We start from the raw sequence: 23,363 nt of genomic DNA, 5'->3' as shown, positions 1-23,363 counted from the left end.
CGGATTCTTTCGCGGGCCAGAGCTGTCCCGGTGAATTCCCGATAGGCAGTTCAATTCGGCTCATCCGACCGTTTCGGTCGATCCGAGCCGACCAGCCGACGGGGTTGCCGAGACTTCCGGCGCAGGGTCGAAGACACTGCACCGCTTGCACGCACCCCACCGGCCTACGTGGAGGTGATCGTGGTGCTGTTTTCTCGGATGCCTGCGGAGCAAGGTCTGTACGACCCGAGCTCGGAGAAGGATTCCTGTGGCGTGGCGATGATCGCCGACATCGCGGGTCGCCGCTCTCACGCGATCGTCGCCGACGGGGTTCTGGCACTGGAGAACCTGGAACATCGCGGAGCTGCCGGTGCCGAGCCCAACAGCGGTGACGGCGCGGGCATTCTGATTCAGCTCCCTGTCGAACTCCTCGACTCCCTCGCGCCGTTCGACCTGCCCGCGCCCGGAGCCGACGGTGACAACACGTTCGCGGCCGGAGTGTGTTTTCTGCCGCAGGGTATCCGTGAGCGGGCCATCGCCGTCGAGCGCGTCGAATCCGTTGCGGCCGAAGAAGGTCTGGACATCCTGGGCTGGGTTCCGGTCGAGGTCGATCCCGATCGAGCCGATGTGGGCCTCACCGCCCTCGGTTGCATGCCGTACATGAGCTACCTCTACGTCACCGCTCCCGAGGTCGACGGCACGCGTCCGGCCGGTCTCGCTCTCGACCGTCTCGTCTACGGATTGCGCAAGCGTTCCGAGCGGGTCACCCCCGAGATCGAGGCCGAGGGGTCGGGACTGTTCTTTCCGTCGTTGTCCTCGCGCACCATCGTCTACAAGGGCATGCTCACCACGATGCAGCTGCCGCTGTACTTTCCGGAACTGCGTAACCCGTTGTGCACGAGCGCCATTGCCATCGTGCACAGTCGCTTCTCGACCAACACGTTCCCGTCGTGGCCGCTGGCGCACCCGCATCGCTACGTCGCCCACAACGGCGAGATCAACACCGTCAAGGGCAACCGAAACCGGATGCGGGCTCGCGAAGCGTTGCTGTCGAGTGACCTGATTCCCGGGGACCTGGAGCGCTTGTTCCCGATCTGCAACCCCGATGCCTCGGACTCGGTGTCGCTGGACGAGGTGCTCGAACTACTGCACCTCGGCGGACGCAGCGTGCCGCACGTGGTGATGATGATGGTGCCCGAGCCGTGGGAGAACCACCGCACGATGGATCCGCGGGTGCGAGCGTTCTACCAGTTCCACTCGTCGATGATGGAGGCCTGGGACGGTCCGGCCTGCGTGACGTTCACCGACGGCAGCTATGTCGGAGCCGTGCTGGATCGCAACGGCCTTCGCCCCGGCCGCTGGTGGCAGACGGCGGACGGTCGCGTGATCCTCGCCAGTGAGGCAGGCGTGCTCGACGTGCCCCAATCCGAGGTCGTCGCCAAAGGTCGCCTCGAGCCCGGCAAGATGTTCCTGATCGACACCGTCGCCGGACGTCTCGTGCCGGACGAGGAGATCAAACTCCAACTGGCAACCGAACATCCGTACCAGGAGTGGCTGCACGCGGGTCTGCTCGAGATCAAGAGCCTGCCCGAGCGTGCTCACATCCAGTACAACCACGACTCGGTGGTGCGCAGGCAGGTCGCTTTCGGCTACACCGAGGAAGACCTCCGCGTCGTGCTGACGCCGATGGCCGCATCCGGGGGCGAGCCGCTCGGATCGATGGGTACCGATACCCCGGCCGCGGTGATGTCACAGCGGTCGCGTCAGCTCTACGACTACTTCATCGAACTGTTCGCACAGGTCACCAACCCGCCGCTGGACTCGATCCGCGAGGAGATCGTGACCTCGCTCGCGCGGGTGATGGGTCCGGAGCAGAACCTGCTCGAGCCCACTGCGGCGTCGTGCAGGCAGATCGTGTTGCCGTGGCCGGTGCTCGACAACGACGAGCTCAACAAGATCATCCACATCAACGACGACGGAGACCATCCGGGACTGTCGGCCACGGTGTTGCGTGGGCTGTACGAGGTGGAGCGCGGCGGCGAAGGCCTTGCCGAGGCCATCGAGGAGTTGCGGGCCCGGGCATCGGAAGCGATCGCTGCGGGCTACACCACGCTGATCATCTCCGATCGCGATTCGGATCACACTCGGGCCCCGATCCCGTCGCTGCTGGCCACCTCGGCGGTGCACCATCACCTGGTTCGCACCAAGGAGCGCACCAAGATCGCGCTCGTCGTCGAATCCGGTGACGCGCGCGAGGTGCACCATCTGGCGCTGCTCATCGGCTTCGGTGCCGCAGCCGTCAATCCGTATCTGGCGATGGAATCGATCGAGGATCTGGTCGGCGAGGGCGAACTGACCGGAGTCGAACCGACGATCGCGGTACGGAACTATCTGTACGGTCTCGGCAAGGGCGTACTCAAGGTGATGTCGAAGATGGGCATCTCGACCGTCGGGTCCTACACCGGCGCACAGGTTTTCGAGGCCGTCGGTCTCGATCGCGAGGTGGTGCGCGAGTACTTCAAGGGCACGGTCAGCAAGCTCGGCGGCGTCGGCCTCGACGTGCTCGCCGAGGAGGTCAAGCTGCGCCACCGCAGGGCGTACCCCGAGAATCCGACCGACCGCGTCCATCGCCGGCTGGAAATCGGCGGCGAATACCAGTTCCGACGCGAGGGTGAGCTGCACCTGTTCACCCCTGAGACGGTGTTCCTGCTGCAGCACGCCACGCGCACCGGTCGATACGACGTGTTCCAGAAGTACACCGACGAGGTGGACCGGCTCGCTCGCGAGGGCGGTGCGCTGCGCGGTCTGTTCGAGTTCAAGGACGGTGTCCGGCCGCCGGTTCCGCTCGACGAGGTCGAATCGGTCGAGTCGATCGTCACCCGGTTCAACACCGGCGCGATGAGCTACGGATCCATCTCCGCCGAGGCGCACGAGACTATGGCCGTCGCGATGAACAATCTCGGCGGACGGTCCAACTCGGGGGAGGGCGGCGAGGACGTCGACCGGCTCTACGATCCGACGCGACGCAGTGCCGTCAAGCAGGTCGCCAGCGGTCGGTTCGGTGTCACCAGCGACTATCTGGTCAACGCCACGGACATTCAGATCAAGATGGCGCAGGGTGCCAAGCCGGGCGAGGGCGGTCAGCTGCCCGGGTACAAGGTGTATCCATGGGTGGCCAAGACCCGACACTCGACGCCGGGTGTCGGCCTCATCTCGCCGCCCCCGCACCACGACATCTACTCGATCGAGGATCTCGCGCAGCTGATCCACGATCTGAAGAACGCCAACGAGAAGGCGCGCGTGCACGTCAAGCTCGTCAGTTCCGTCGGCGTCGGCACGGTGGCGACGGGGGTGAGCAAGGCACACGCCGACGTCGTTCTCATCTCCGGATACGACGGCGGAACCGGTGCTGCGCCGTTGACCTCTCTCAAGCATGCAGGCGCTCCGTGGGAGATCGGCCTCGCCGACGCCCAGCAGACGCTGGTGCTCAACGGCCTGCGTGATCGCATCACCGTGCAGTGCGACGGCGGCATGCGCACCGGACGCGACGTCATCGTTGCGGCATTGCTCGGCGCAGAGGAGTTCGGGTTCTCGACGGCCCCGCTGATCGTGGCGGGCTGCATCATGATGCGCGTCTGCCACCTGGACACCTGCCCGGTCGGTGTCGCCACCCAGAACCCGGAGCTGCGCAAGAGGTTCACCGGCAAGCCCGAGTTCCTCGAGGACTTCTTCAAGTTCATCGCCGAGGACGTGCGAAAGTACCTCGCGCAGCTCGGTTTCCGGAGTATCGACGAGGCGGTCGGTCACGCCGACGTGCTCGAGACGGCAGCCGGAGTGGCGCACTGGAAGAGCAAGGGACTCGATCTGACGCCGATCTTCGCGATGCCCGTCGACCGCCACGGTGCCCCGATGACGCAGCGTCGACGCCTCCGCGCGCAGGACCACGGTCTCGATCTCGCGCTGGACCGGACTCTGATCCAGTTGGCCGAGGGAGCTTTGGAGGATGCGCATCCGGTCAAGCTCGAGCTGCCGGTACGCAACGTCAATCGCACCGTCGGAACGCTGCTGGGGTCCGAGGTCACCCGGCGCTACGGCGCGGTCGGGTTGCCGGACGACACCATTCGCATCGCGTTCACCGGATCGGCCGGTCAGTCTCTCGGGGCTTTCCTGCCGCCGGGTATCACCATCGATCTGGTCGGTGACGCGAACGACTATGTCGGTAAGGGATTGTCGGGCGGCCGAATAGTCGTGCGCCCTGCCGACGACGCACCGTTCGTCGCAGAGGACAACGTGATCGCAGGAAACACGATTCTCTACGGTGCCACCTCGGGTGAGGTGTACCTGCGCGGTAAGGCAGGGGAGCGGTTCGCGGTCCGTAACTCGGGAGCCGTCGCGGTGAACGAGGGCGTGGGCGACCACGCGTTCGAGTACATGACCGGCGGTCGCGTCGTGGTGCTCGGGCCGACCGGTCGCAACATGGCTGCGGGTATGTCCGGCGGCATCGCGTACGTCCTCGGTCTCGATCCGGCGGACGTGAACATGGCGATGGTCGAACTGCAGGTGCCCAACCCGGACGATCTGGTGTGGCTGCGCGAGACCGTCGAGAATCACCGCCGGTGGACCGGTTCCACCGTCGCGACCTCGCTGCTGGCCGACTGGCCCCGCCGGTCTGCGTTGTTCACCAAAGTCATGCCCGTCGACTACCAGCGAGTGCTGGAGGCGACAAGAATGGCGCGTGCCGAAGGGCGCGACGTCGATGCTGCGATCATGGAGGCTGCACGTGGCTGATCCACAGGGATTTCTGAAAGTCGTCAAGCGTGAGGCTGCCAAGCGTCCGATCGGCGAGCGCGTCAAGGACTGGAACGAGGTGTACTCGCACCAGCCGACGAGCGAGCGTGCCGCCGAGGTCTCCGATCAGGCGCGTCGCTGCATGGACTGCGGTATTCCGTTCTGCCACTCGGGTACTGCAGGTTGCCCGCTGGGAAATCTGATCCCCGAATGGAACGACCTGGTGCGCCGCGGCCGCTGGGATGCGGCCAGCGACCGACTGCACGCGACCAACAATTTTCCGGAGTTCACCGGGCGGGTCTGCCCGGCCCCGTGTGAATCGGCATGTGTGCTGTCGATCTCCGAGGCGGCCACCGGCGGAAGCGTGACGATCAAGCGGGTCGAGCAGACCATCGCGGACCTGGCCTGGGAAGACGGCAGCATCGTTCCGCAGCCGCCGACGATCACCACCGGCAAGCGGGTCGCCGTCGTCGGATCCGGCCCTGCGGGATTGGCTGCAGCGCAACAGCTCACACGCGCCGGGCACGACGTCACCGTGTACGAGCGGGACGATCGTCTCGGCGGTCTGCTGCGCTACGGCATCCCCGAGTTCAAGCTCGAGAAGTCCGTGCTGGATCAGCGCCTCATGCAGATGCGGGCCGAGGGAACGCACTTCGTCACCGACTGCGAGGTCGGGATCGACTTCACCGTCGAGCAACTGCGTGAATCCTTCGACGCAGTCGTTCTCGCAGTCGGAGCTCTGCGGGCTCGTGACAACGCCGAGGTCATCGGTCGCGAACTCGACGGCATCCACCTGGCCATGGAGCATCTGGTGCCGTCGAACAAGGAATGCGAGGGCGACGGTCCCACCTCGATCTCCGCTGCAGACAAGCACGTGGTGATCATCGGCGGCGGCGACACCGGAGCCGACTGCCTGGGAACGGCGCACCGCCAAGGTGCTGCGTCGGTGACGCAACTCGATTACAACCCCGCTCTGCCCGGGGCTCGCGACGACAGTCTCTCGCCGTGGCCGTCGTGGCCGCTGGTGCTGCGCACCTCACCCGCGCACGCCGAGGGTGGCGTCGTGCGTCATCAGGTCGCGGTGCAGCGATTCCTCGGTGACGAGCGCGGGCACGTTCGTGCGATGGTGCTCGCCGAGGTGGAGGTGCAGCGCGACGCGGACGGTCGACGCATCGTCACACCCATCGGGGAGGAGATCGAATTGCCCTGTGATCTGGCGTTGTTCGCGATCGGTTTCGAAGGTGTCGAGCACGGTCCGCTGCTCGACGAGTACGGCCTGGCGCTGACCAAGCGGGGTGCGCTCTCGTGTGGTCCCGACTGGCAGACCACGGCACCGGGCGTGTTCGTGTGCGGGGATGCGCATCGCGGTGCGTCGTTGGTCGTGTGGGCGATCGCGGAGGGTCGATCCGCGGCTCACGGAGTCGATGCTTTCCTCACCGGACACTCGGAATTGCCGTCGCCCGTACACCCGACCGCACTGCCTCTGGCGGTCGTGTGACTCCCGTCTCTGAACCGGTACAGACCGTCCCAGCTGCGGGATAGCGCGGCTACCCGTCGGTAGTATTCGGGTGGATGCGTCTGCGATAGAGAACGCGGCGTCCAGCGGCTAGGCTCGCCTTCGTGAGCCGACGTACGAAGATTGTCTGCACCCTTGGACCCGCAACCGCAACCACAGAGCGCATCCGCGAACTCGTCGAGAGTGGAATGGATGTCGCACGACTGAACTTCAGCCATGGTGATCACCCCGATCATCAGGCCAACTACGAGAGGGTCCGCGCAGCATCGGACGCCACCGGCAAAGCCGTGGGTATCTTGGCCGACCTGCAGGGACCGAAGATTCGTCTCGGCCGATTCGCCGAGGGTTCGACCACCTGGGCGGCCGGTGAGCTGATCCGCATCACCGTCGAGGAGTGCGAGGGCACCCACGACCGAGTGTCGACCACGTACAAGGAGCTGGCCCAGGACGCCAAGGAAGGCGACCGCCTCCTCGTCGACGACGGCAAGGTCGGCCTCGTGGTCACCGGCGTCGAAGGCAACGACGTACTGTGCCGTGTCACCGAAGGTGGACCGGTCAGCAACAACAAGGGCGTGTCCCTGCCGGGCATGGATGTGTCCGTCCCCGCCATGAGCGAGAAGGACATCGCCGACCTCGAGTTCGCCCTTGCCCTCGGTGTCGACTTCATCGCGCTCTCGTTCGTCCGTTCTCCCGCGGACGTCGAACTCGTCCACGCCGTGATGGACCGCGTGGGCCGTCGAGTTCCCGTCATCGCCAAGCTCGAGAAGCCCGAGGCCGTCGACAATCTCGAAGCCATCGTGCTCGCATTCGACGCGATCATGGTCGCCCGCGGTGACCTCGGCGTCGAGTTGCCCCTCGAGCAGGTACCTCTGGTGCAGAAGCGCGCCATCCAGATCGCCCGCGCCAACGCCAAGCCCGTCATCGTCGCGACCCAGATGCTCGAATCGATGATCGAGAACTCCCGCCCGACGCGCGCCGAGGCGTCCGACGTCGCCAACGCAGTGCTCGACGGTACCGACGCGGTCATGCTCTCCGGTGAGACCTCGGTCGGTAAGTACGTGATGGAAACCGTGCGGACGATGGCTCGCATCGTCGAGACGGTCGAGACCGAGGGCGACAGTGTTCCTCCGCTGACGCACGTCCCGCGCACCAAGCGTGGCGTCATCTCCTACGCCGCCCGCGACATCGGTGAGCGCCTGGACGCGAAGGCACTCGTTGCGTTCACCCAGTCGGGTGACACCGTTCGACGGTTGGCTCGTCTGCACACCAAGCTTCCGTTGCTCGCCTTCACCTCCATCTCCGAAGTGCGCAGCCAGCTGTCGCTGAGCTGGGGAACCGAGACGTTCCTGGTCCCCGATGTCGGCTCGACGGACGCGATGGTCAAAGAGGTCGACAAGGCGCTCCTCGAACTCGGTCGGTACAACAAGGGCGATCAGGTCGTGATCGTGGCCGGTGCCCCTCCCGGCACAGTAGGCTCGACCAACTTGATCCATGTGCACCGAATCGGAGAAGAGGACCGGTAAGTGGTCGAAGCGGGGGGAACCGGCGTCAGCGAAAGCGCGCCGAGCAGTACAGCTGTACGCAGGACAGATCTCGAGACGCTCCTCGATCTCCTCGCACTCGAGGAGATCGAGGAGGACGTGTTCCTCGGGGTTCACCCCGAGCAGGTGGGCAGTCGAACGTTCGGGGGGCAGCTCGTTGCTCAGGGCCTGATCGCGGCGGGCCGGACCGTATCCGGTACGTCGCGGGACGTGCACGCGATCAACGCGCACTTCATTCGCGGGGGTGACGTCAAGAAGCCCATCGAGTACCGGGTCTCGCGACAGCGCGACGGCCGAGCCTTCGCCAACCGGCAGGTCACCGCCGTACAGGACGGCAACGAGCTGTTCGTCATGCTCGCGGCCTTCCAGGATTTCGGTAAGGGCCTCGAGCACAGCGTCGAGGTTCCCGAGGTTCCGTATCCCGACGCACTGCCTCCGCTCGGCGATCATTTCGTCGGGTACGAGGACCGTCTGCAGATGTTCGTCGACGCCCTCAAGCCGATCGACATGCGCTACGCGAACGATCCCGCGTGGATCATGCACGGCACCGGGGAGAAGCTCAATCACAATCGCGTGTGGATGAAGGCCGACGGGGATCTGCCCGACGCGTCGATCTTTCACGCCGCGACCATGGGCTACGCGTCGGACACCACCGTGCTCGATTCGATCATCACCACCCACGGCCTGTCGTGGGGACTCGACCGCATCGTCGCGGCGACGGTGAATCACTCCATCTGGTTTCACCGTCCGTTCCGGTTCGACGAATGGGCTCTCTACGCCACCGAATCGCCGGTTGCGGCCGGCTCGCGCGGACTGGCCACCGGCCGCTTCTTCTCGATGGACGGGCAGCTGCTCGCCACCGTCGTTCAGGAAGGTCTCATCCGGCACTTCCCGAAACGGGTCCGCGACTGAGTGCGTCGGTCCATATTCGCGTCTTGGCCTGCAGATCGAGTGCTGCGTGCGCCGGACTGGTCGACGGTAGTCGTTCGAATCCCACCTGGGGCGTTGCCGATTTCACGTACCGCCGGTAGGTCTCGGCGGCCTTGGCTCCGTTGAAGAACACCCGGTCGATGCCGGGATTCTCGGCGAACAATTGCTCGAAATCGTTTGTCTCGATGGACGATTCGACGATCGCCGAATCCAGGCTTCCTTCACGCGTGCACAGCTTCAGCACGTCCCATATCGCGACGCCCTGGCTGCGCAGACGCTCGGTGCGCGCATCGTAGGGAAGTTCGGGGCCTGCACCGAAGAGCGTTCCCATGATCGGCCAGAACGCATTTCGTGGATGCGCGTAGTACTGCTGCGCAGCCAGCGACGCGACGCCGGGCATCGAGCCCAGAATCAAGGTGTTCGCGCCGCGGCCGAGAATCGGTGCGAAGCTGTGCACGACGTTCATTGCGTGATTACAGCAAATCCCCGCGGGGGCACCGGACAGGGGACCACAATGGAGGTCATGCTGGATCCACGTGTACTCGACAACAACGAACTCGAAGCCGAACTTGCTGCATTGCGCCGGGGTCGTGACGCCTCGATGGACGAGGGCGCGCGCGATGTGTCCACGGCAGACACCGACCACCTCATCGCGCGGTTCGAGGAAGAAATCCGTAAGCGACACCAGGACTCGGTGTCCGATCAGCCCAGCGCCGATCTGCCCTGACCGAGGATCAGAACGGCGCAGGCCGCAGTCGCGGCCACTGTTCTGACGGTGTTCCATCGCGTCCACTTCTCGGTGAAGTTCTGCCACACCTGGGCACCGGCAGCACTGCCGGGATCCACCCCGGCCAACGCGTCGTTGAGGGGGACGTTCGCAACGGCCGTGATCGCGACGCATCCGAGAACGTAGAGAACGGCTCCGCTCACGACCAGCACCGGTGAACCCCGACCGGTCGATACGGCGAGAATCGCTGCGAGAGTGCACGATACGGCTGTCCCGACGAACAGTGCCAGGAACAGTGGGTTCAGAATCGCAGCATTGAATCTCTGCATGGCGGCGATCGCGTCGGGTACCGGCAGTGTTGCCAGGCCGGGGAGCACGCTGATGGAGAAGGCGAGCAGCACTCCGGCAACGAGCCCACATCCGACGGCGGCAACGGCGGTGGCGACTGCGAGCATTCGATCCAACACGGTGATTCCCTCCAGTAGGTGAGCGTTCAGTTGTCCACCCTCGTCCCGAGAGGCTGGATGAGCAATGCGCACACAGCCGCGTTCGATGTCCGATCGTCCATTTCGTGGGACGATCGGTGCATGCGCGGCGCAGATCCCTGGAAGTCGTCCGACCCCCTGGGTGAAGCGCTGCACTTTCTACGGATGACCGGATCGTTCTACGTGCGCTCCGAGATGAGCGGATCCTGGGGTCTCGCATTGCCCGCCATGGAGGATGCGCTGTGGTTTCACACGGTCGTCGACGGCAGTTGCGCATTGTCGGTTCCCGGCGAGCCGACGCGTGAGCTGATCCCCGGCGATTTCGCGTTGGTACCGCACGGGCGAGGGCACGTGCTCACCGCAGCCGGCGACGCATCGGTTCGGGCGACGAGCGTTCACGATCTCCCGCACGAGTACATCAGCGATCGCTACGCGGTGCTCACTCACGACGCGGGCGGTGCCGGCCGTGCGGCGACTCTCGTCTGCGGGGCGGTGCGGCTGGATCATCCTGCCGCGCAGAAGCTCGTTCGCCTGTTGCCCGCGCTGGTGGTGGGCGACGCTGATCCGGGCCCGAGGCAATCGAGGATGCAGAACGTACTGGCTATGGTCGCGGACGAGGCGCGTGTGCTCGAGCCCGGGGGAGAAGCGGTGATCACCCGGCTGTCCGACATTCTGGTGATCCACGCGCTGCGGTCGTGGATCGCGAATACGCCAGGTGCGCAGTCGGGTTGGCTCGGTGCATTGCAGGACGATCGGATCGGAACGGCGTTGGCGATGATCCATCGACACCCGCACGAGCGGTGGACCGTTGCGGGTCTGGCATCGAGGGTGAACATGTCTCGCTCTGCGTTCTCGGCACGTTTCACCGAGCTGGTCGGTGATTCCGTGATGAGCTATCTCGCGACGTGGCGGATGCAGGTCGCGTACGGCACGTTGCGATCCGAGGACGTGGTGATGGCCGAAGTGGCCCGGCGCAGTGGGTATCTGTCGGAGGCTGCGTTCGGGAAGGCGTTCAAGCGCGCCACGGGCGTCTCGCCGGGAAGTGTGCGTCGCCGTCGTGAGGTGTCGATGGCCGACGGTCAGTCGAGCAGGTGACGGAGATAGCTGTTCGGGTCGTCGAGGTAGCGGCGCCAGTGCTGTACCAATTCGAGTTCGTCCCAAGTGCTTCGGCGTAGACCGTGTTCGCCTACTTCGACGATGTCCGCACCGGGCGTCGACGCCAGAATCGGTGAGTGGGTGGCGCAGACGATCTGCGCGCCGTCATTGCCCAGCTCGGACATCAGTGCAACGAGATGGAGGCTCGCGGTGAACGACAGGGCCGATTCGGGCTCATCCAGAACGTAGAAACCGGGTTCGGCCAACATTGCACCGAACATGGTCAGGAACCCTTCACCGTGGCTCATCTCGGCGGTGTTCTCGTCCCAGAAACCCGGCACGCCGCCGAGGTTCTCGGCCATGTCGAACGCGGTCTCGGCGCGCAGGAAGAAGCCGCGCTTGTTCAGTCGTGGGCCACGAAGCATTCGAGAACCTCGTGGCGTGGTCTCGAGTTCGAGTACCTCTCCGAGCGCGCTGGTCACCTCGTCGAGTCGACGCGACTGCTGCGCCGCGCGACCGCCGCGGGCATCGATTCCGAATCCCTCGGCTATTGCTTCGACGAGAGTCGATTTACCGGAACCGTTGTCTCCGACCAGAATTGTGACCGGTGCCAGGAATTCGAGTCCCTCGCGAGCGAGGTCGGCGACAGCAGGCACGGTGAAGGGCCAGTCCGATCCGACATCGTCGGCATGGACGTACGCGCGTTCTACGAACATGGTTCAGGCAGTGACCAGGCGGTCGACGTAACCGGTCTCGTGAGTGGAATCGGCGCTGCAGGTGTAGAAGACCCACTGGGCGGACTGGTCCGCCGAATCCCCGAAACGATGGTCGACCTTCGCTGCGCACAAATTGCCCGCGCTGGTGTCGTGGCATCGAAGACTGCTGGGTATGTACATCACTCCACTGTAGGCGCGATCACGAGCGGCCTTTACCGATACCGATTCGTGGCTGCTGTGGTGCCCTCGGTGAGACTCGAACTCACACTGGACGGGTTTTGAATCCGTTTCCTCTGCCAATTGGGATACGAGGGCTGGCGTCTTTCAAGCAACGATTGACGAGTTTAGAAGATGCGCTTTCGGCCTCGCGCACCGGTACCCTTCAGATGCTCGACGGCCCTGATGGGCGATGACTGTCAAAGGAGACCGATACAGATGAATGCTCCTGGTGCGCACGGTACTGGCAAGCCCCCGCTTCGTGTGGTGGTGGCAGAGGACGAATCCCTGATCCGATTGGACCTCGTGGAGATGCTCCGCGAGGAGGGGTACGACGTGGTCGGTGAAGCGGCCGACGGTCAGCAGGCGGTGGAGTTGGCCGTCGAACTGCGTCCCGATCTGGTCATCATGGATGTGAAGATGCCGCGTCGGGACGGAATCGATGCGGCGTCGGAGATTGCAGAGAAGCGCATTGCGCCCGTCGTCATTCTCACCGCGTTCAGTCAACGCGAACTCGTGGAGAAAGCGCGCGATGCCGGGGCCATGGCGTATCTGGTCAAGCCGTTCACCAAAGCCGATCTGATGCCTGCGGTGGAGTTGGCCGCCAGTCGTTTCGGTGAGATCTCCGCCCTCGAATCCGAGATCGTCGACCTGCAGGATCGGCTCGAGACGCGCAAGCTCATCGAGAAGGCCAAGGGCATCCTGATGGAATCGCAATCGCTCACAGAACCGCAGGCGTTCAAGTGGATTCAGCGAGCCGCGATGGATCGCCGGACCACGATGAAGGCCGTCGCGGAGGTCGTGATCGACACGCTCGGTACCCCTGCGAACAAGCCCGTGGGAGAAAGCTGATCGGCCGGCGAAAGCTACGGCCACGTAAAACTTCGACTCTCTAGGTCACAGTCAGGTCACGAGCGTCGTTCTAGGCCTTGCGAATCGGCTCCGCGCATTAGCGTCTGACCCACACGTGAGCCACATGTAACTCAGGTGCGCTTCATCGACGAGCAATTTCAAGGAGAACCTAGATGGCAATTCGGACCTATGTCCGCACGGCTGCGGTGCTGAGCGTTACCTCGCTCGCACTGTTCGGCTGTTCGTCGAGCGACGACTCGGGCTCGACCGACTCCACCAGTGCCAGCGGCGGCACTGCAGCCGCGGAAACGACCGTCTCCACCGACTGCACGCCCGAGCAGGCCACTGCCGGGGCAACCCCGGACACGGCCCCGCTGGTGGTGGGAACCCTTCTCCCCGAGACCGGAACCCTGGCCTTCCTCGGCCCGCCCGAAGTTGCCGGTGTGCAGCTGGCCGTCAACGACGTCAACGAAGCCGGTGGCGTCCTCGAGCAGCCCGTCACGCTCATCCCCGGTGACTCGGGCGACACGACGACCGATACCGCCAACACCACGGTGGACCGCTTGCTCGCCGGCGGTTCCGACGTCATCGTCGGTGCAGCGTCGTCCTCGGTCTCGCTCAAGGTCATCGACAAGATCGCCAGCGCAGGCGTCGTGCAGTTCTCGCCGGCCAACACGTCCGATCAGTTCGTCTGCTACCCGGACAAGGGGCAGTACTTCCGTACCGCACCCACCGACGTGCTGCAGGCACAGGCCCTGTCCCAGCTGATCGCCCAGGACGGTGCGCAGCGCGTCGCCATCCTCGCGCTCAACGACCCGTACGGCACGGGCCTGGCCGCGAACACCGCGGACAACCTCGAAGAGGCGGGCATCGCGGCGGACCAGATCCAGACCACGATCTACGACCCGAACGCACAGTCGTTCAACGCCGAGGTCGACGGTGTGAAGAACTTCAACCCGGACGCCGTGGCCATCATCGGCTTCGAGGAGTCCGCGAAGATCATCACCCGTATGCACGAGATCGGCATCGGACCGTCCGACGGCACGCTGGTCTACGGCGTCGACGGCAACATGGGCAACGCCCTCGGTGAGTCGGTCGCAGCGGGTCTGCTGGACACGATGCGCGGCACCACTCCGTTGACCGATGTCGGCACCGGATTCCAGGATCGTCTCAAGGTCGTCGATCCGGCTCTGGTGGACTTCAACTACGCGGGTGAGTCCTACGACGCAGTGATCATCTCGGCGCTGGCTGCCGAGCAGGCCAAGTCGACGGCAGGTACCGACATCGCGGCCAACATCAACAGCGTCACCAAGGACGGCACCAAGTGCACCAGCTACGCCGAGTGCCTTCCGCTCGTCAAGGCCGGAACCGATATCGACTACGACGGAATCACCGGCGCGCTGAACTTCAGTGACGCAGGAGAGCCCGCCACCGGTTCCTACGGCAACCTGGTCTTCGGACCGGACAACACCCTGACGACGGAAGATTACATCGTCGTCGGTGAGTGATCTGTAACTGTCACACGGCCTCTGGGCCCGAGTCCTCGATCAGGACTCGGGCCCAGAGGTTTTCGTAGGTGTCACACGTTCGACGGCAACGACGACGGCCCCGGTTCGATGTCGAACCGGGGCCGTCGTCGTTTGCCGAGCAGCTACTTCTTCTCTTTGCTTCCCGCCAGTGTGCCGAGGTACAGCTCGATCACCTTCGGGTCGTTCATCAATGCCGGACCGGTGTCGGTGTAGGCGTTGCGGCCCTGATCGAGTACATAGCCACGGTCGCAGATCTGGAGGCAGCGACGAGCGTTCTGCTCGACCATGATGATCGAGACGCCCGCTGCATTGATCTTCTTGCAGCGGATGAACACCTCGTCCTGGAACATCGGAGACAATCCGGCCGACGGCTCGTCGAGCAGCAGTACCGACGGCTCCATCATCAGTGCGCGTCCCATGGCGACCATCTGTCGTTCGCCGCCGGACAGCGCGCCTGCTTTGACCTTCTTGCGCTCGCCGAGCAGCGGGAACAGCTCGCTGACGAACTCGAAACGCTCACCGAACTTCTTGGGACGCAGATAGATTCCCATCTCGAGGTTCTCTTCGATGGTGAGTGACGGGAACACGTTCTGCGTCTGCGGAACGTAGCCGACTCCCTTGGTGACCAACACATGCGCTTCTGCGGAGGTGATGTTGTCGCCGCGCAGTTTGACGCTGCCCTCACGGACGGCGACCAGACCGAACAGGGTCTTGAGGAGAGTCGACTTCCCGGCACCGTTGGGTCCGATGATGCCGACGATCTCGCCGTCGTTGAGAAAGAAGTTGCACTCGCTGAGGATGTTGACACCGGGGATGTATCCGGCCACCAACCCGTCCGCGCGCAGCAGTGCACCTTCGGCGAGTCGAGCATGTTCCTCGGGTGTCGCGGCGAATTCCGCCGGCGTCAATGTCTGTTCGCTCATCGGTCGTCCTCCTTGGCCCGGTGCGAGCCGCCTTCGGTGCCGTCGGTTGCGATCGGGCGGGCGAACTCCGGCTCCGAGAGGTCGCCTCCCGCTTCGAGTTCCTCGGCCTCGGCCTTCTTCAGTGCCTCCGCCAGCTCCGCTGTGGCACCGACCGGATTGCCGTCGGCATCGAACTCGAGAGCCTGATCGTGATGGCTACCGAGATACGCGTCGACGACGGCTCCGTTGTTGGAGAGCTCCTCGGGGGTGGACTCGGCAATGATGCTGCCTTGAGCCATCACCACCACCCAGTCACTGATGTCGCGGATGACGTCCATGTCGTGCTCGACGAACACCACCGTCATACCGTCGTCGCGAAGCGACTTGATGTGCCCCAGAAGTGACTGCGTCAGAGCCGGATTGACCCCGGCCATGGGCTCGTCGAGCATGACCACCGACGGATCGGTCATCAACGCACGCGCCATCTCCAGCAGCTTGCGCTGGCCGCCGGACAACGAGCCGGCGAGGTCGTCGGCCTTGGCGTCGAGCTTGAAGCGGCCCAGTAGCTCGTAGGCGCGTTCGGTGATCTGACGTTCCTGGGCCTTCCACGTCCACGGCATGAAGGTGTTGATCATGCGCTCACCGCGCTGACCCGTCGCACCCAGCCGAACATTGTCCAGCACAGTCAGTTTCGACAGCGCCTTGGTCAACTGGAACGTGCGCACCACACCTTTGCGTGCCACCTGGTGCGGATGCATCCGGCCCAGTTCCTGACCGTCCATCGACCAGGTTCCCGTGTCGGGTCGATCGAATCCCGTGAGCAGGTTGAACAGGGTGGTCTTGCCTGCGCCGTTGGGCCCGATCAGTCCGGTGATGCAGCCCCGCTGAATCTCGAGGTGCGCCACGTCGACGGCCTTGAGGCCACCGAAGGTGCGCGAGACGCCGTCGACGACCATCGTGGCGTCCGGTTTCGGTGCGCCGGGTTCGTTGGGAACACCGGCGAACAGGGCGGCGCGTTGATCGCTCGACAACGCCTGCGCAGCGCGTGATTCGAGTGTGCTTGCTTTCTTGCTCGGTGCGGCCGTTGAAGCAGCATCCTTGCTCGGGTCAGGCATTGAGTTGAACCTCTCGCTTGTTGCCGAGAATGCCCTGAGGTCTGAACACCATCAAGACGGCGATCAGGATTCCCAGGAGCACGAATCGCGTGGCACCGACCTGAGCGCCGGTGAGATTGAGCACCGGGTCGTCGCCGGAGATCAATTGCCGCAGAATCGCATCGGGAATGGACAGCAGGAACCAGAAGAGCATCGCGCCCAGTACCGGGCCGAACACTGTTGCCGCCCCACCGAGAATCAGTGCGCCGAAGGCGAAGAATGTCTGCGCCGTCGAGTAGAAGTCCGGGTTGATGGATTGGGTCTGCAGTGCGTTGAACACACCGCCCATACCGCCGATGACGCCACCGAGAACCAGTGCCTGCATCTTGTAGACGAAGACGTTCTTGCCCAGCGAACGGGCTGCGTCCTCGTCCTCACGGACAGCCTTGAGGACGCGTCCCCACGGGCTGTGCGTCAGCAGGTAGACCACGCCGCACAGCAGCAGGACCAGCGTCCAGCCGACGAGCATGGCCCACAGATCGTTGCCGAGGAACCGCACGCCGATGAATTCGTAGGACTTACCACCCTCGAACGGGCTCATGCTGGTGAACGGGCCGGCGAAGCCGGTGATGCCGTTGGTGGATTTGGTCACCGAATCCGTTGCGGTGGACCGAAACACCAATCGGAGAATTTCCGAGGCGGCGATGGTGACGATCGCGAGATAGTCGGCTCGCAGTCGCAGCGTCGGAATGCCGAGAACCAGGGCCAGTAACCCGGCTGCAGCGAGGCCGACCAGAATGCCCAGCCACAGCGGCTGTTCGTAGGTGATCGTGGTGATGCCGACGCCGTAGCCGCCGAGCAGTGCGAAGCCGATCTGACCGAAGTTGAGCAGTCCGGCGTAACCGAAGTGCAGGTTCAGGCCGATGGCGAGTAGAGCGTAGAAGATGGCCGACGGGCCGACCAGCTGAGCGAGTGAGATCTGAAGTGCGCCGATGATATCCATGTGAAGGTCACCCGATCCTTTGTCGCGAGCCGAGGATGCCCTGTGGACGGACGACGAGGATGAGAATCAAGACGAGCAACCCTCCGATGTATTTGAGATCGGGATTGATGACCAGCGTCGACCACTGCACGAGCAGACCGACGATGACGCAACCGAGGAAGGCGCCGTAGGCCGTTCCCAGTCCACCGAGTGTGATGCCGGCGAACATGAGCAACAGGAGTTTGAAGCCCATCTCCCACTGGACGCGACCGCCGAGTTCGGAGAGCCCGAACAACACGCCGCCGAGGGCAGCCAGGCCGCCGCCGAGGCACCAGACGAACGTGACCACGCGCTCGACGTTGATGCCGGAGGACGCAGCGAGGTCCCGGTTGTCGGCAACCGCACGCATGGCCTTGCCGATCTTGGTGCGCTGCAACATCAGTGCGACGCCGACCAGAACGACGATGCTGATGACGATGCAGGCGAGGTTGACGTTGGTGATCGAGAGCGGACCCCAGTTGTTCTCGGTCTGAGCCTGGTAGTCGTCGAAGGGTTCGGAGCGGTCCGAGAAGAAGATCAGGATGAGATAGCGCAGTGCGATTGCGAGGCCGATCGTCACCACGAGCTGTGCGATGAGGCCGGTCCGTCGTTTGCGCAACGGCCGCCATATCAGAGCGTTGTTGAGCCAGCCGATCGCGACTCCCACGACGATCGCCAGCAGCGTGGCCGGGATGAGTTGTATCCCGACACTGACGTTGAAGAACCACGCCGCGACGGCACCGAGGGTGACCATCTCTCCGTGCGCGAAGTTCGTCAGACCGGTGGTGCCGAAGATCAGACTCAGTCCGACCGCGGCGAGCGCGATGACGAGGCCGAAGCGAAAGCCGTCGACCGTAGTGCGTACGAACTTCTCGTAGAACGGAATGCTGGTGGCGGTTCTGGCCTCGCCGAACGAGAAGATGACGGTGTTGGAACGCCCGGCCTCCACATCGCGCTGGACCTCGCCCTGAACGCTGACGCCGTCGGGGAGCGTTTCCTGGACCACCTGGAATGTGTATGTGCCGGGAGACAATTCGAGGGTCCACCGGCCGCCGGTTTCACTGGTGGTGCGGGCGACTTCGGAGCCGGACGCGTCCAGCGCCGCGACATCGACGCCGATGAGTCTTTCGCCACCGTTGTTGAGAGATCCGGCGACGCTGACCGCGTCCGCAGGCGGTGCCTGTTCGGCGCTGGTCCCCGGTGCTGCCGGGGGAGTGGGGGTAGGTTCCTGGGCCAATGCCGGCGCACTGAACAGCAGCGCGGCAATGGAACTCAGAACGGCGAGTAGGAGTGTTCGCTGGAAGAGCCGAACGGCAGATCTTGCGCGCAACCTCGGCGGTTGCACCTTTCTGGTCCATCGAACATTTGGAGCCACGCACGTCCTCCGGACGGTTGTCGTTGAGTCACGGGTTGGGGATTTACTGCAATTGTCGGACTCTATCCGCTGAAACGACGCAAAATCGGCGACTGAGATTTCCGGAAAGTATCGGTTGTGTTTCGCGGTGCACGACGCGCGCCGTGAGAGCGATCGCGTCGCGGCGCCTGCATCCGGCTTCGAGTTGTCGGACCCGCTCCCTAGACTGGTCAACCGTGAGCCCAGTAACGGAGAAAAGTGCAGCGCCCGCAGCCGAGACCGACGCGAAGGCGGGCGGGGAGCGGCCCACGTTGCTGCTCATCGACGGCCACTCGATGGCGTTCCGTGCCTTCTTCGCGTTGCCTGCGGACAACTTCAAGACCACCAGCGGTCAGTCCACCAACGCCGTGTACGGGTTCACCTCGATGTTGATCAATCTGCTGCGGGACGAGAAACCGACGCACATCGCGGCGGCGTTCGACGTCTCGCGGCAGACCTTCCGCGCCGAGCGGTTCCCCGAGTACAAGGCCAACCGCAGCAAGACCCCGGACGAGTTCGCCGGCCAGGTCGACATCACCAAGGACGTACTCGGGGCCATGGGTATTCCGGTGATGGCAGAGGCCGGCTTCGAGGCGGACGACATCATCGCCACTCTGGTGACCCAGGCAGAGGCGCTCGGCTACCGCGTCCTGGTGGTCACCGGCGACCGCGATGCGCTGCAGCTCGTGACCGACAACGTCACGGTGTTGTATCCGCGCAAGGGCGTCTCGGATCTGACTCGGTTCACTCCCGACGAGGTCGCCACCAAGTACGGGTTGACGCCGTCGCAGTACCCTGACTTCGCGGCCCTGCGCGGAGACCCGAGCGACAACCTTCCTGGCATTCCTGGTGTCGGCGAGAAGACGGCGACCAAGTGGATCATCGAATACGGTTCCCTCACCGCCCTTGTCGACAACGTGGACAAGGTCAAGGGCAAGGTGGGAGATGCACTGCGCGCCAACCTGTCGAGCGTGGTGCTCAACCGCGAGCTCACCGAGATGGTCCGAGATGTGCCGTTGCCCTACACCCCCGATCAGCTCGAACTCGCTCCGTGGGACCGCGAGAAGATCCACGCCTTGTTCGACGACCTGGAGTTCCGCATTCTGCGGGACCGGTTGTTCGAGACACTCGCGTCGGTCGAACCCGAGGCGGAGGAAGGGTTCGACGTCCGCGGCGGCATCGTCGCACCGGGTGAACTGGCCGCATGGCTCGCGGAACACGCAGCCGACGGCAGGCGTAGTGGGCTGTCGATTCTCGGCCCGCGTCGGCCGTTCGACAGCGATGCGACGTCGGTGGCGATCGCCGCGGCCGACGGCGAGGGCGCGTTCGTCACGACGACCGCTCTGGACGAATCCGACGAGCAGGCACTCGCGGCCTGGCTCGCAGATGCAGCGCAACCCAAGGCCTTGCACGAGGCCAAGTGGGCTCTGCATGCGGTTCGTGGGCGCGGCTGGACCCTCGGCGGCTTGACCACCGACACCGCGCTGGCGGCGTACCTGGTGCGGCCCGGTCAGCGATCGTTCAATCTCGACGACCTGTCGTTGCGCTACCTCAAGCGCGAACTCCGCGTCGAGGATGCGGGAGAAGGTCAGATGTCGTTGCTCGACGCGGAGGACACCGCCGATGCGGCGTTCGCGGAGGGAGAGATTCTCAAGGCGCGGGCCGTGATCGACCTGGCCGATGCGTTGGACGCCGAGCTCGCCGCCATCGAGTCGACCACCCTGCTCTCCGAGATGGAGCTGCCGCTGCTGACGGTGTTGGCCGATGTCGAGGCAACGGGTATCGCCGTGAACGGTGATCACCTCCGCGCGCTGCAGTCCGGATTCGCCGCGCAGGTGGACGAGGCCGCGAACTCCGCCTACGGCGTGATCGACAAGCAGATCAACCTCGGATCTCCAAAGCAGTTGCAGGTGGTGCTGTTCGAGGAACTCGACATGCCCAAGACGAAGAAGACGAAGACCGGGTACACCACCGATGCCGATGCGCTGCAGGGGCTGTTCGAGAAGACCGAGCATCCGTTCCTGAAATTCCTGCTCGATCACCGGGACGCGACGCGGATGAAGGTCACGGTCGACGGCCTGCTGAAATCCGTCGCCGACGACGGACGCATTCACACCACGTTCAACCAGACGGTCGCGGCCACCGGACGACTGTCGTCCACCGAGCCGAACCTGCAGAACATTCCGGTACGCAACGAGGCGGGACGCCACATCCGTGACGGCTTCGTCGTCGGGGCCGGATACGACACGCTGCTCACTGCCGACTACAGCCAGATCGAAATGCGCATCATGGCGCACGTATCCGGCGACGAAGGTCTGATCGAGGCGTTCAACACCGGCGAGGATCTGCACAGTTTCGTCGGTGCCCGGGCATTCGGCGTGCCGATCGAGGAGGTCACCCCCGAACTACGTCGCCGGGTCAAGGCGATGTCGTACGGATTGGCCTACGGACTCAGCGCATTCGGTCTCGCCGCGCAGCTCAAGATCTCCACCGACGAGGCGAAGCAGCAGATGGAGGCGTACTTCGCGCGGTTCGGTGGTGTCCGTGACTACCTGCGCAACGCCGTCGAGGAAGCGCGCAAGGTCGGATACACCTCCACGCTGTACGGCAGGCGCCGCTACCTGCCCGATCTCAACAGCGACAACCGTCAGCGCCGCGAGGTCGCCGAGCGGGCAGCTCTCAACGCCCCGATCCAGGGCACCGCCGCAGACATCATCAAGGTCGCGATGATCGACGTGCACCGATCACTGGCGGAGTCGACGCTGAAGTCACGAATGCTGTTGCAGGTCCACGACGAACTGGTGCTCGAGGTCGTCGAATCCGAGCGTGAGGAAGTCGAAGCGCTCGTACGCGACAAGATGTCCTCGGCCATCGAACTGTCGGTGCCCTTGGAAGTCTCGGTCGGCACCGGCCGCAGCTGGGATGCCGCTGCGCACTGATTCGAGGCCGCGCAGGAAGAACGACGAAGGGCCGCTCACCGAATTCGGTGAGCGGCCCTTCGCGTCGTGTGCAGCGGCGAAAAACTACTCCGCCGCGGGAGCCTGCTCGGCGATCTGCTGGCGCACGACATCCATGTCGAGTGCCTTGATCTGACCGACGAGGTCCTCGAGCGCCGGCGCAGGCAGTGCACCGGGCTGTGCGTACACCAGAATTCCTTCGCGGAACGCCATGATCGTCGGGATCGACTGGATCTGCGCCGCGGCAGCAAGTCCCTGCTCGGCCTCGGTGTCCACCTTGGCGTGCACCACGTCGGGGTGCGCGTCGGACGACTTCTCGAACGTCGGCGCGAACTGGCGGCACGGTCCGCACCAGGACGCCCAGAAATCGACCAACACCACGTCGTTGTTCGTCACGATCTCGTCGAAATTCTGCTGGGTCAAAGTCTGAGTGGCCACGCGGTCCCTTTCGATTGATTGCGCTTCTGGTGTGTCTCAACGCAGGTATTGACCGGAATCATCCCGGTCGGGTCGGAGCGCCTGTATCAGGCGGGCTGGGGTGCGGCACGGAACGTGCGGCGATACGCATTCGGCGTGGTGCATCGCAACCTCACGAAATGCTGCCGCAGGGCCGCGGCATTGCCGAAACCGACCACCTCGGCGATCGAATCCATCGGCAGATCCGAGTTCTCCAACAGCTGCTGCGCCGCCAGTACTCGTTGGTCGTTGAGCCAGCGCGCGGGTGTGGTTCCGGTTTCGGCCGCGAACTTGCGGGCGAAGGTTCGCGCCGACATGTTCACCCGCGCCGCCAGTCGACCGATGGTCAGCTCGGAGTCGAGATTCTCGGTCATCCAGTCCAGCAGGGGAGCCAGTGTCTCGGTACGAGTGGCGGGCAGCGGACTGGTGACGAATTGAGCCTGGCCGCCATCACGATGCGGAGGAACGACCATCCGGCGAGCGATCCCGTTGGCCACGACGCTGCCCTGGTACTTGCGCACGATGTGCAGGCACAGGTCGATTCCGGCTGCCGTCCCTGCGCTGGTGAGTACGTTGCCCGCATCCACGTAGAGGACGTTCGGATCCACCTGTGCCAGGGGGTATTTTGCGGCCAGTGAGGCGGAGTGCCGCCAATGCGTCGTGCAGGGTCTGCCGTCGAGAAGTCCCGCTTTGCCGAGTACGAAAGCACCGTTGCACAGGCTCGCGACCATCGCGCCTCGTTCCACCGCTGCGCGAAGCTTGGCCAGCAGGGGTTCGATGGATGCGTCGTATTCGGTTCCGCACACGAAGCTGCCGTCCACAGCCGTCTCGGTGCCACCGGCCGGAATGATGATCAGATCGGCGCTGTCGAGACTGTCGAGATCGTGCGGCACGTCGATGGTGTAACCGACGCGGGTACGGATCGGTTGGGGGACACCTGCGATCAGAGAGAAGTCGTAGGTGGGTAGGCCCTCGTCCGAGCGATCGAATCCGAACACCTCGCAGGCGACGCCCAACTCGAACTGTTCGGTCAACGGCATCAGCGCGACAACCACTCGTTTCAGCATGAAAAGAAGTATGGCAGAAAGTCGTCGATATATGGCCTTACTGCCACTCGTGCGCATTCTTCGCAGGTTGGAAGGCTAGCGGCATGACAATTGTATTGG

19 protein-coding genes and 1 tRNA gene are annotated in these 23,363 nt (G+C 64.3%); 9 read left to right on the top strand and 11 right to left on the bottom strand.

Translation table 11 applies throughout. The features are described from left to right. Window positions 1–183 precede the first annotated feature (183 nt). The 4 genes from gltB to R3P93_RS07135 all read left to right on the top strand — a co-directional run bounded on the left by gltB (window position 184) and on the right by R3P93_RS07135 (window position 8,736). Window positions 184–4,767: a glutamate synthase large subunit gene (gltB, locus tag R3P93_RS07150; protein WP_094670397.1), complete on the top strand. Its 4,584-nt coding sequence runs from the start codon at window positions 184–186 to the stop codon at window positions 4,765–4,767. Further along, complete coding sequence (locus R3P93_RS07145) at window positions 4,760–6,265, top strand: glutamate synthase subunit beta (protein WP_094640088.1); 1,506 nt, start codon at window positions 4,760–4,762, stop codon at window positions 6,263–6,265. Before gltB ends, R3P93_RS07145 begins: the two co-directional genes overlap by 8 nt. A 122-nt stretch (window positions 6,266–6,387) precedes the next feature. Next, window positions 6,388–7,806, top strand: a complete 1,419-nt coding sequence (gene pyk, locus R3P93_RS07140; protein ID WP_082073683.1) for a pyruvate kinase — start codon at window positions 6,388–6,390, stop codon at window positions 7,804–7,806. 105 nt (window positions 7,807–7,911) lie between these two features. Beyond that, entirely contained in the window at window positions 7,912–8,736 is an 825-nt protein-coding gene (locus tag R3P93_RS07135; protein WP_231893833.1) for an acyl-CoA thioesterase, read from the top strand. Here R3P93_RS07135 and R3P93_RS07130 read toward each other — a convergent pair. Next, on the bottom strand, window positions 8,702–9,220 hold the full coding sequence (locus R3P93_RS07130) for a DNA-deoxyinosine glycosylase (protein WP_094640087.1): 519 nt from the start codon (window positions 9,218–9,220) through the stop codon (window positions 8,702–8,704). The two genes, R3P93_RS07135 and R3P93_RS07130, sit on opposite strands and share 35 nt — an antisense overlap. 57 nt (window positions 9,221–9,277) lie before the next feature. On the opposite strand from R3P93_RS07130, the gene R3P93_RS07125 reads away from it, so the two are divergent. Then, on the top strand, window positions 9,278–9,481 hold the full coding sequence (locus tag R3P93_RS07125) for a hypothetical protein (protein ID WP_141215240.1): 204 nt from the start codon (window positions 9,278–9,280) through the stop codon (window positions 9,479–9,481). Here R3P93_RS07125 and R3P93_RS07120 read toward each other — a convergent pair. After that, a complete protein-coding gene (locus R3P93_RS07120) occupies window positions 9,457–9,948 on the bottom strand; it encodes an anthrone oxygenase family protein (RefSeq protein WP_094688566.1) in 492 nt (163 codons plus the stop codon). The two genes, R3P93_RS07125 and R3P93_RS07120, sit on opposite strands and share 25 nt — an antisense overlap. An 18-nt stretch (window positions 9,949–9,966) precedes the next feature. Between R3P93_RS07120 and R3P93_RS07115 the strand changes: the two genes are divergently transcribed. Beyond that, complete coding sequence (locus R3P93_RS07115; RefSeq protein WP_262498360.1) at window positions 9,967–11,061, top strand: AraC family transcriptional regulator; 1,095 nt, start codon at window positions 9,967–9,969, stop codon at window positions 11,059–11,061. Here R3P93_RS07115 and R3P93_RS07110 read toward each other — a convergent pair. From R3P93_RS07110 to R3P93_RS07100, 3 genes are all read right to left on the bottom strand, one after another. Continuing rightward, the gene (locus R3P93_RS07110) at window positions 11,046–11,777 is read right to left on the bottom strand and encodes an AAA family ATPase (protein WP_149406089.1); all 732 of its coding nucleotides are present in this window, start codon (window positions 11,775–11,777) and stop codon (window positions 11,046–11,048) included. The genes R3P93_RS07115 and R3P93_RS07110 overlap by 16 nt on opposite strands. A 3-nt stretch (window positions 11,778–11,780) precedes the next feature. After that, window positions 11,781–11,957 (bottom strand): hypothetical protein, encoded by a 177-nt coding sequence (locus tag R3P93_RS07105; RefSeq protein WP_188078653.1) that lies wholly within the window; start codon window positions 11,955–11,957, stop codon window positions 11,781–11,783. 58 nt (window positions 11,958–12,015) lie between these two features. Further along, window positions 12,016–12,092 (bottom strand) — tRNA-Leu (locus R3P93_RS07100). Between the two features lie 120 nt (window positions 12,093–12,212). On the opposite strand from R3P93_RS07100, the gene R3P93_RS07095 reads away from it, so the two are divergent. Then, the gene (locus R3P93_RS07095; protein ID WP_068052227.1) at window positions 12,213–12,845 is read left to right on the top strand and encodes an ANTAR domain-containing response regulator; all 633 of its coding nucleotides are present in this window, start codon (window positions 12,213–12,215) and stop codon (window positions 12,843–12,845) included. A gap of 173 nt (window positions 12,846–13,018) precedes the next feature. After that, entirely contained in the window at window positions 13,019–14,353 is a 1,335-nt protein-coding gene (locus tag R3P93_RS07090; protein WP_068052226.1) for an ABC transporter substrate-binding protein, read from the top strand. Between the two features lie 143 nt (window positions 14,354–14,496). On the opposite strand, the gene R3P93_RS07085 is transcribed toward R3P93_RS07090, so the two are convergent. Genes R3P93_RS07085 through R3P93_RS07070 form a run of 4 tightly spaced genes read right to left on the bottom strand, consistent with a single transcriptional unit; the run spans window position 14,497 to window position 18,721 of the window. Beyond that, a complete protein-coding gene (locus R3P93_RS07085; protein WP_032394315.1) occupies window positions 14,497–15,297 on the bottom strand; it encodes an ABC transporter ATP-binding protein in 801 nt (266 codons plus the stop codon). Continuing rightward, entirely contained in the window at window positions 15,294–16,391 is a 1,098-nt protein-coding gene (locus R3P93_RS07080) for an ABC transporter ATP-binding protein (RefSeq protein WP_255183226.1), read from the bottom strand. Before R3P93_RS07080 ends, R3P93_RS07085 begins: the two co-directional genes overlap by 4 nt. Continuing rightward, entirely contained in the window at window positions 16,384–17,373 is a 990-nt protein-coding gene (locus R3P93_RS07075) for a branched-chain amino acid ABC transporter permease (RefSeq protein WP_068052136.1), read from the bottom strand. The genes R3P93_RS07080 and R3P93_RS07075 overlap by 8 nt, the downstream gene beginning before the upstream one ends. Window positions 17,374–17,380: 7 nt before the next feature. Further along, window positions 17,381–18,721 carry a branched-chain amino acid ABC transporter permease gene (locus R3P93_RS07070; protein WP_068052133.1) on the bottom strand — a complete coding sequence of 447 codons (1,341 nt, stop codon included), beginning with the start codon at window positions 18,719–18,721 and terminating at the stop codon, window positions 17,381–17,383. A 260-nt stretch (window positions 18,722–18,981) separates the two neighbouring features. Between R3P93_RS07070 and polA the strand changes: the two genes are divergently transcribed. Continuing rightward, a complete protein-coding gene (gene polA / locus R3P93_RS07065; RefSeq protein ID WP_149406088.1) occupies window positions 18,982–21,723 on the top strand; it encodes a DNA polymerase I in 2,742 nt (913 codons plus the stop codon). Window positions 21,724–21,807: 84 nt separating this feature from the next. On the opposite strand, the gene trxA is transcribed toward polA, so the two are convergent. Both trxA and R3P93_RS07055 read right to left on the bottom strand, forming a co-directional pair. Then, on the bottom strand, window positions 21,808–22,179 hold the full coding sequence (gene trxA, locus R3P93_RS07060) for a thioredoxin (protein WP_037192657.1): 372 nt from the start codon (window positions 22,177–22,179) through the stop codon (window positions 21,808–21,810). Window positions 22,180–22,265: 86 nt separating this feature from the next. Further along, window positions 22,266–23,264 (bottom strand): helix-turn-helix domain-containing protein, encoded by a 999-nt coding sequence (locus R3P93_RS07055; RefSeq protein ID WP_068051869.1) that lies wholly within the window; start codon window positions 23,262–23,264, stop codon window positions 22,266–22,268. Window positions 23,265–23,363: the final 99 nt, after the last annotated feature.

It is taken from the genome of Rhodococcus cerastii (genome assembly GCF_033042195.1).
GTDB lineage: Bacteria > Actinomycetota > Actinomycetes > Mycobacteriales > Mycobacteriaceae > Rhodococcoides.
The sequence above is the reverse complement of the archived record's forward strand: the minus strand, read 5'-3'. Positions and strand labels throughout refer to the sequence as shown.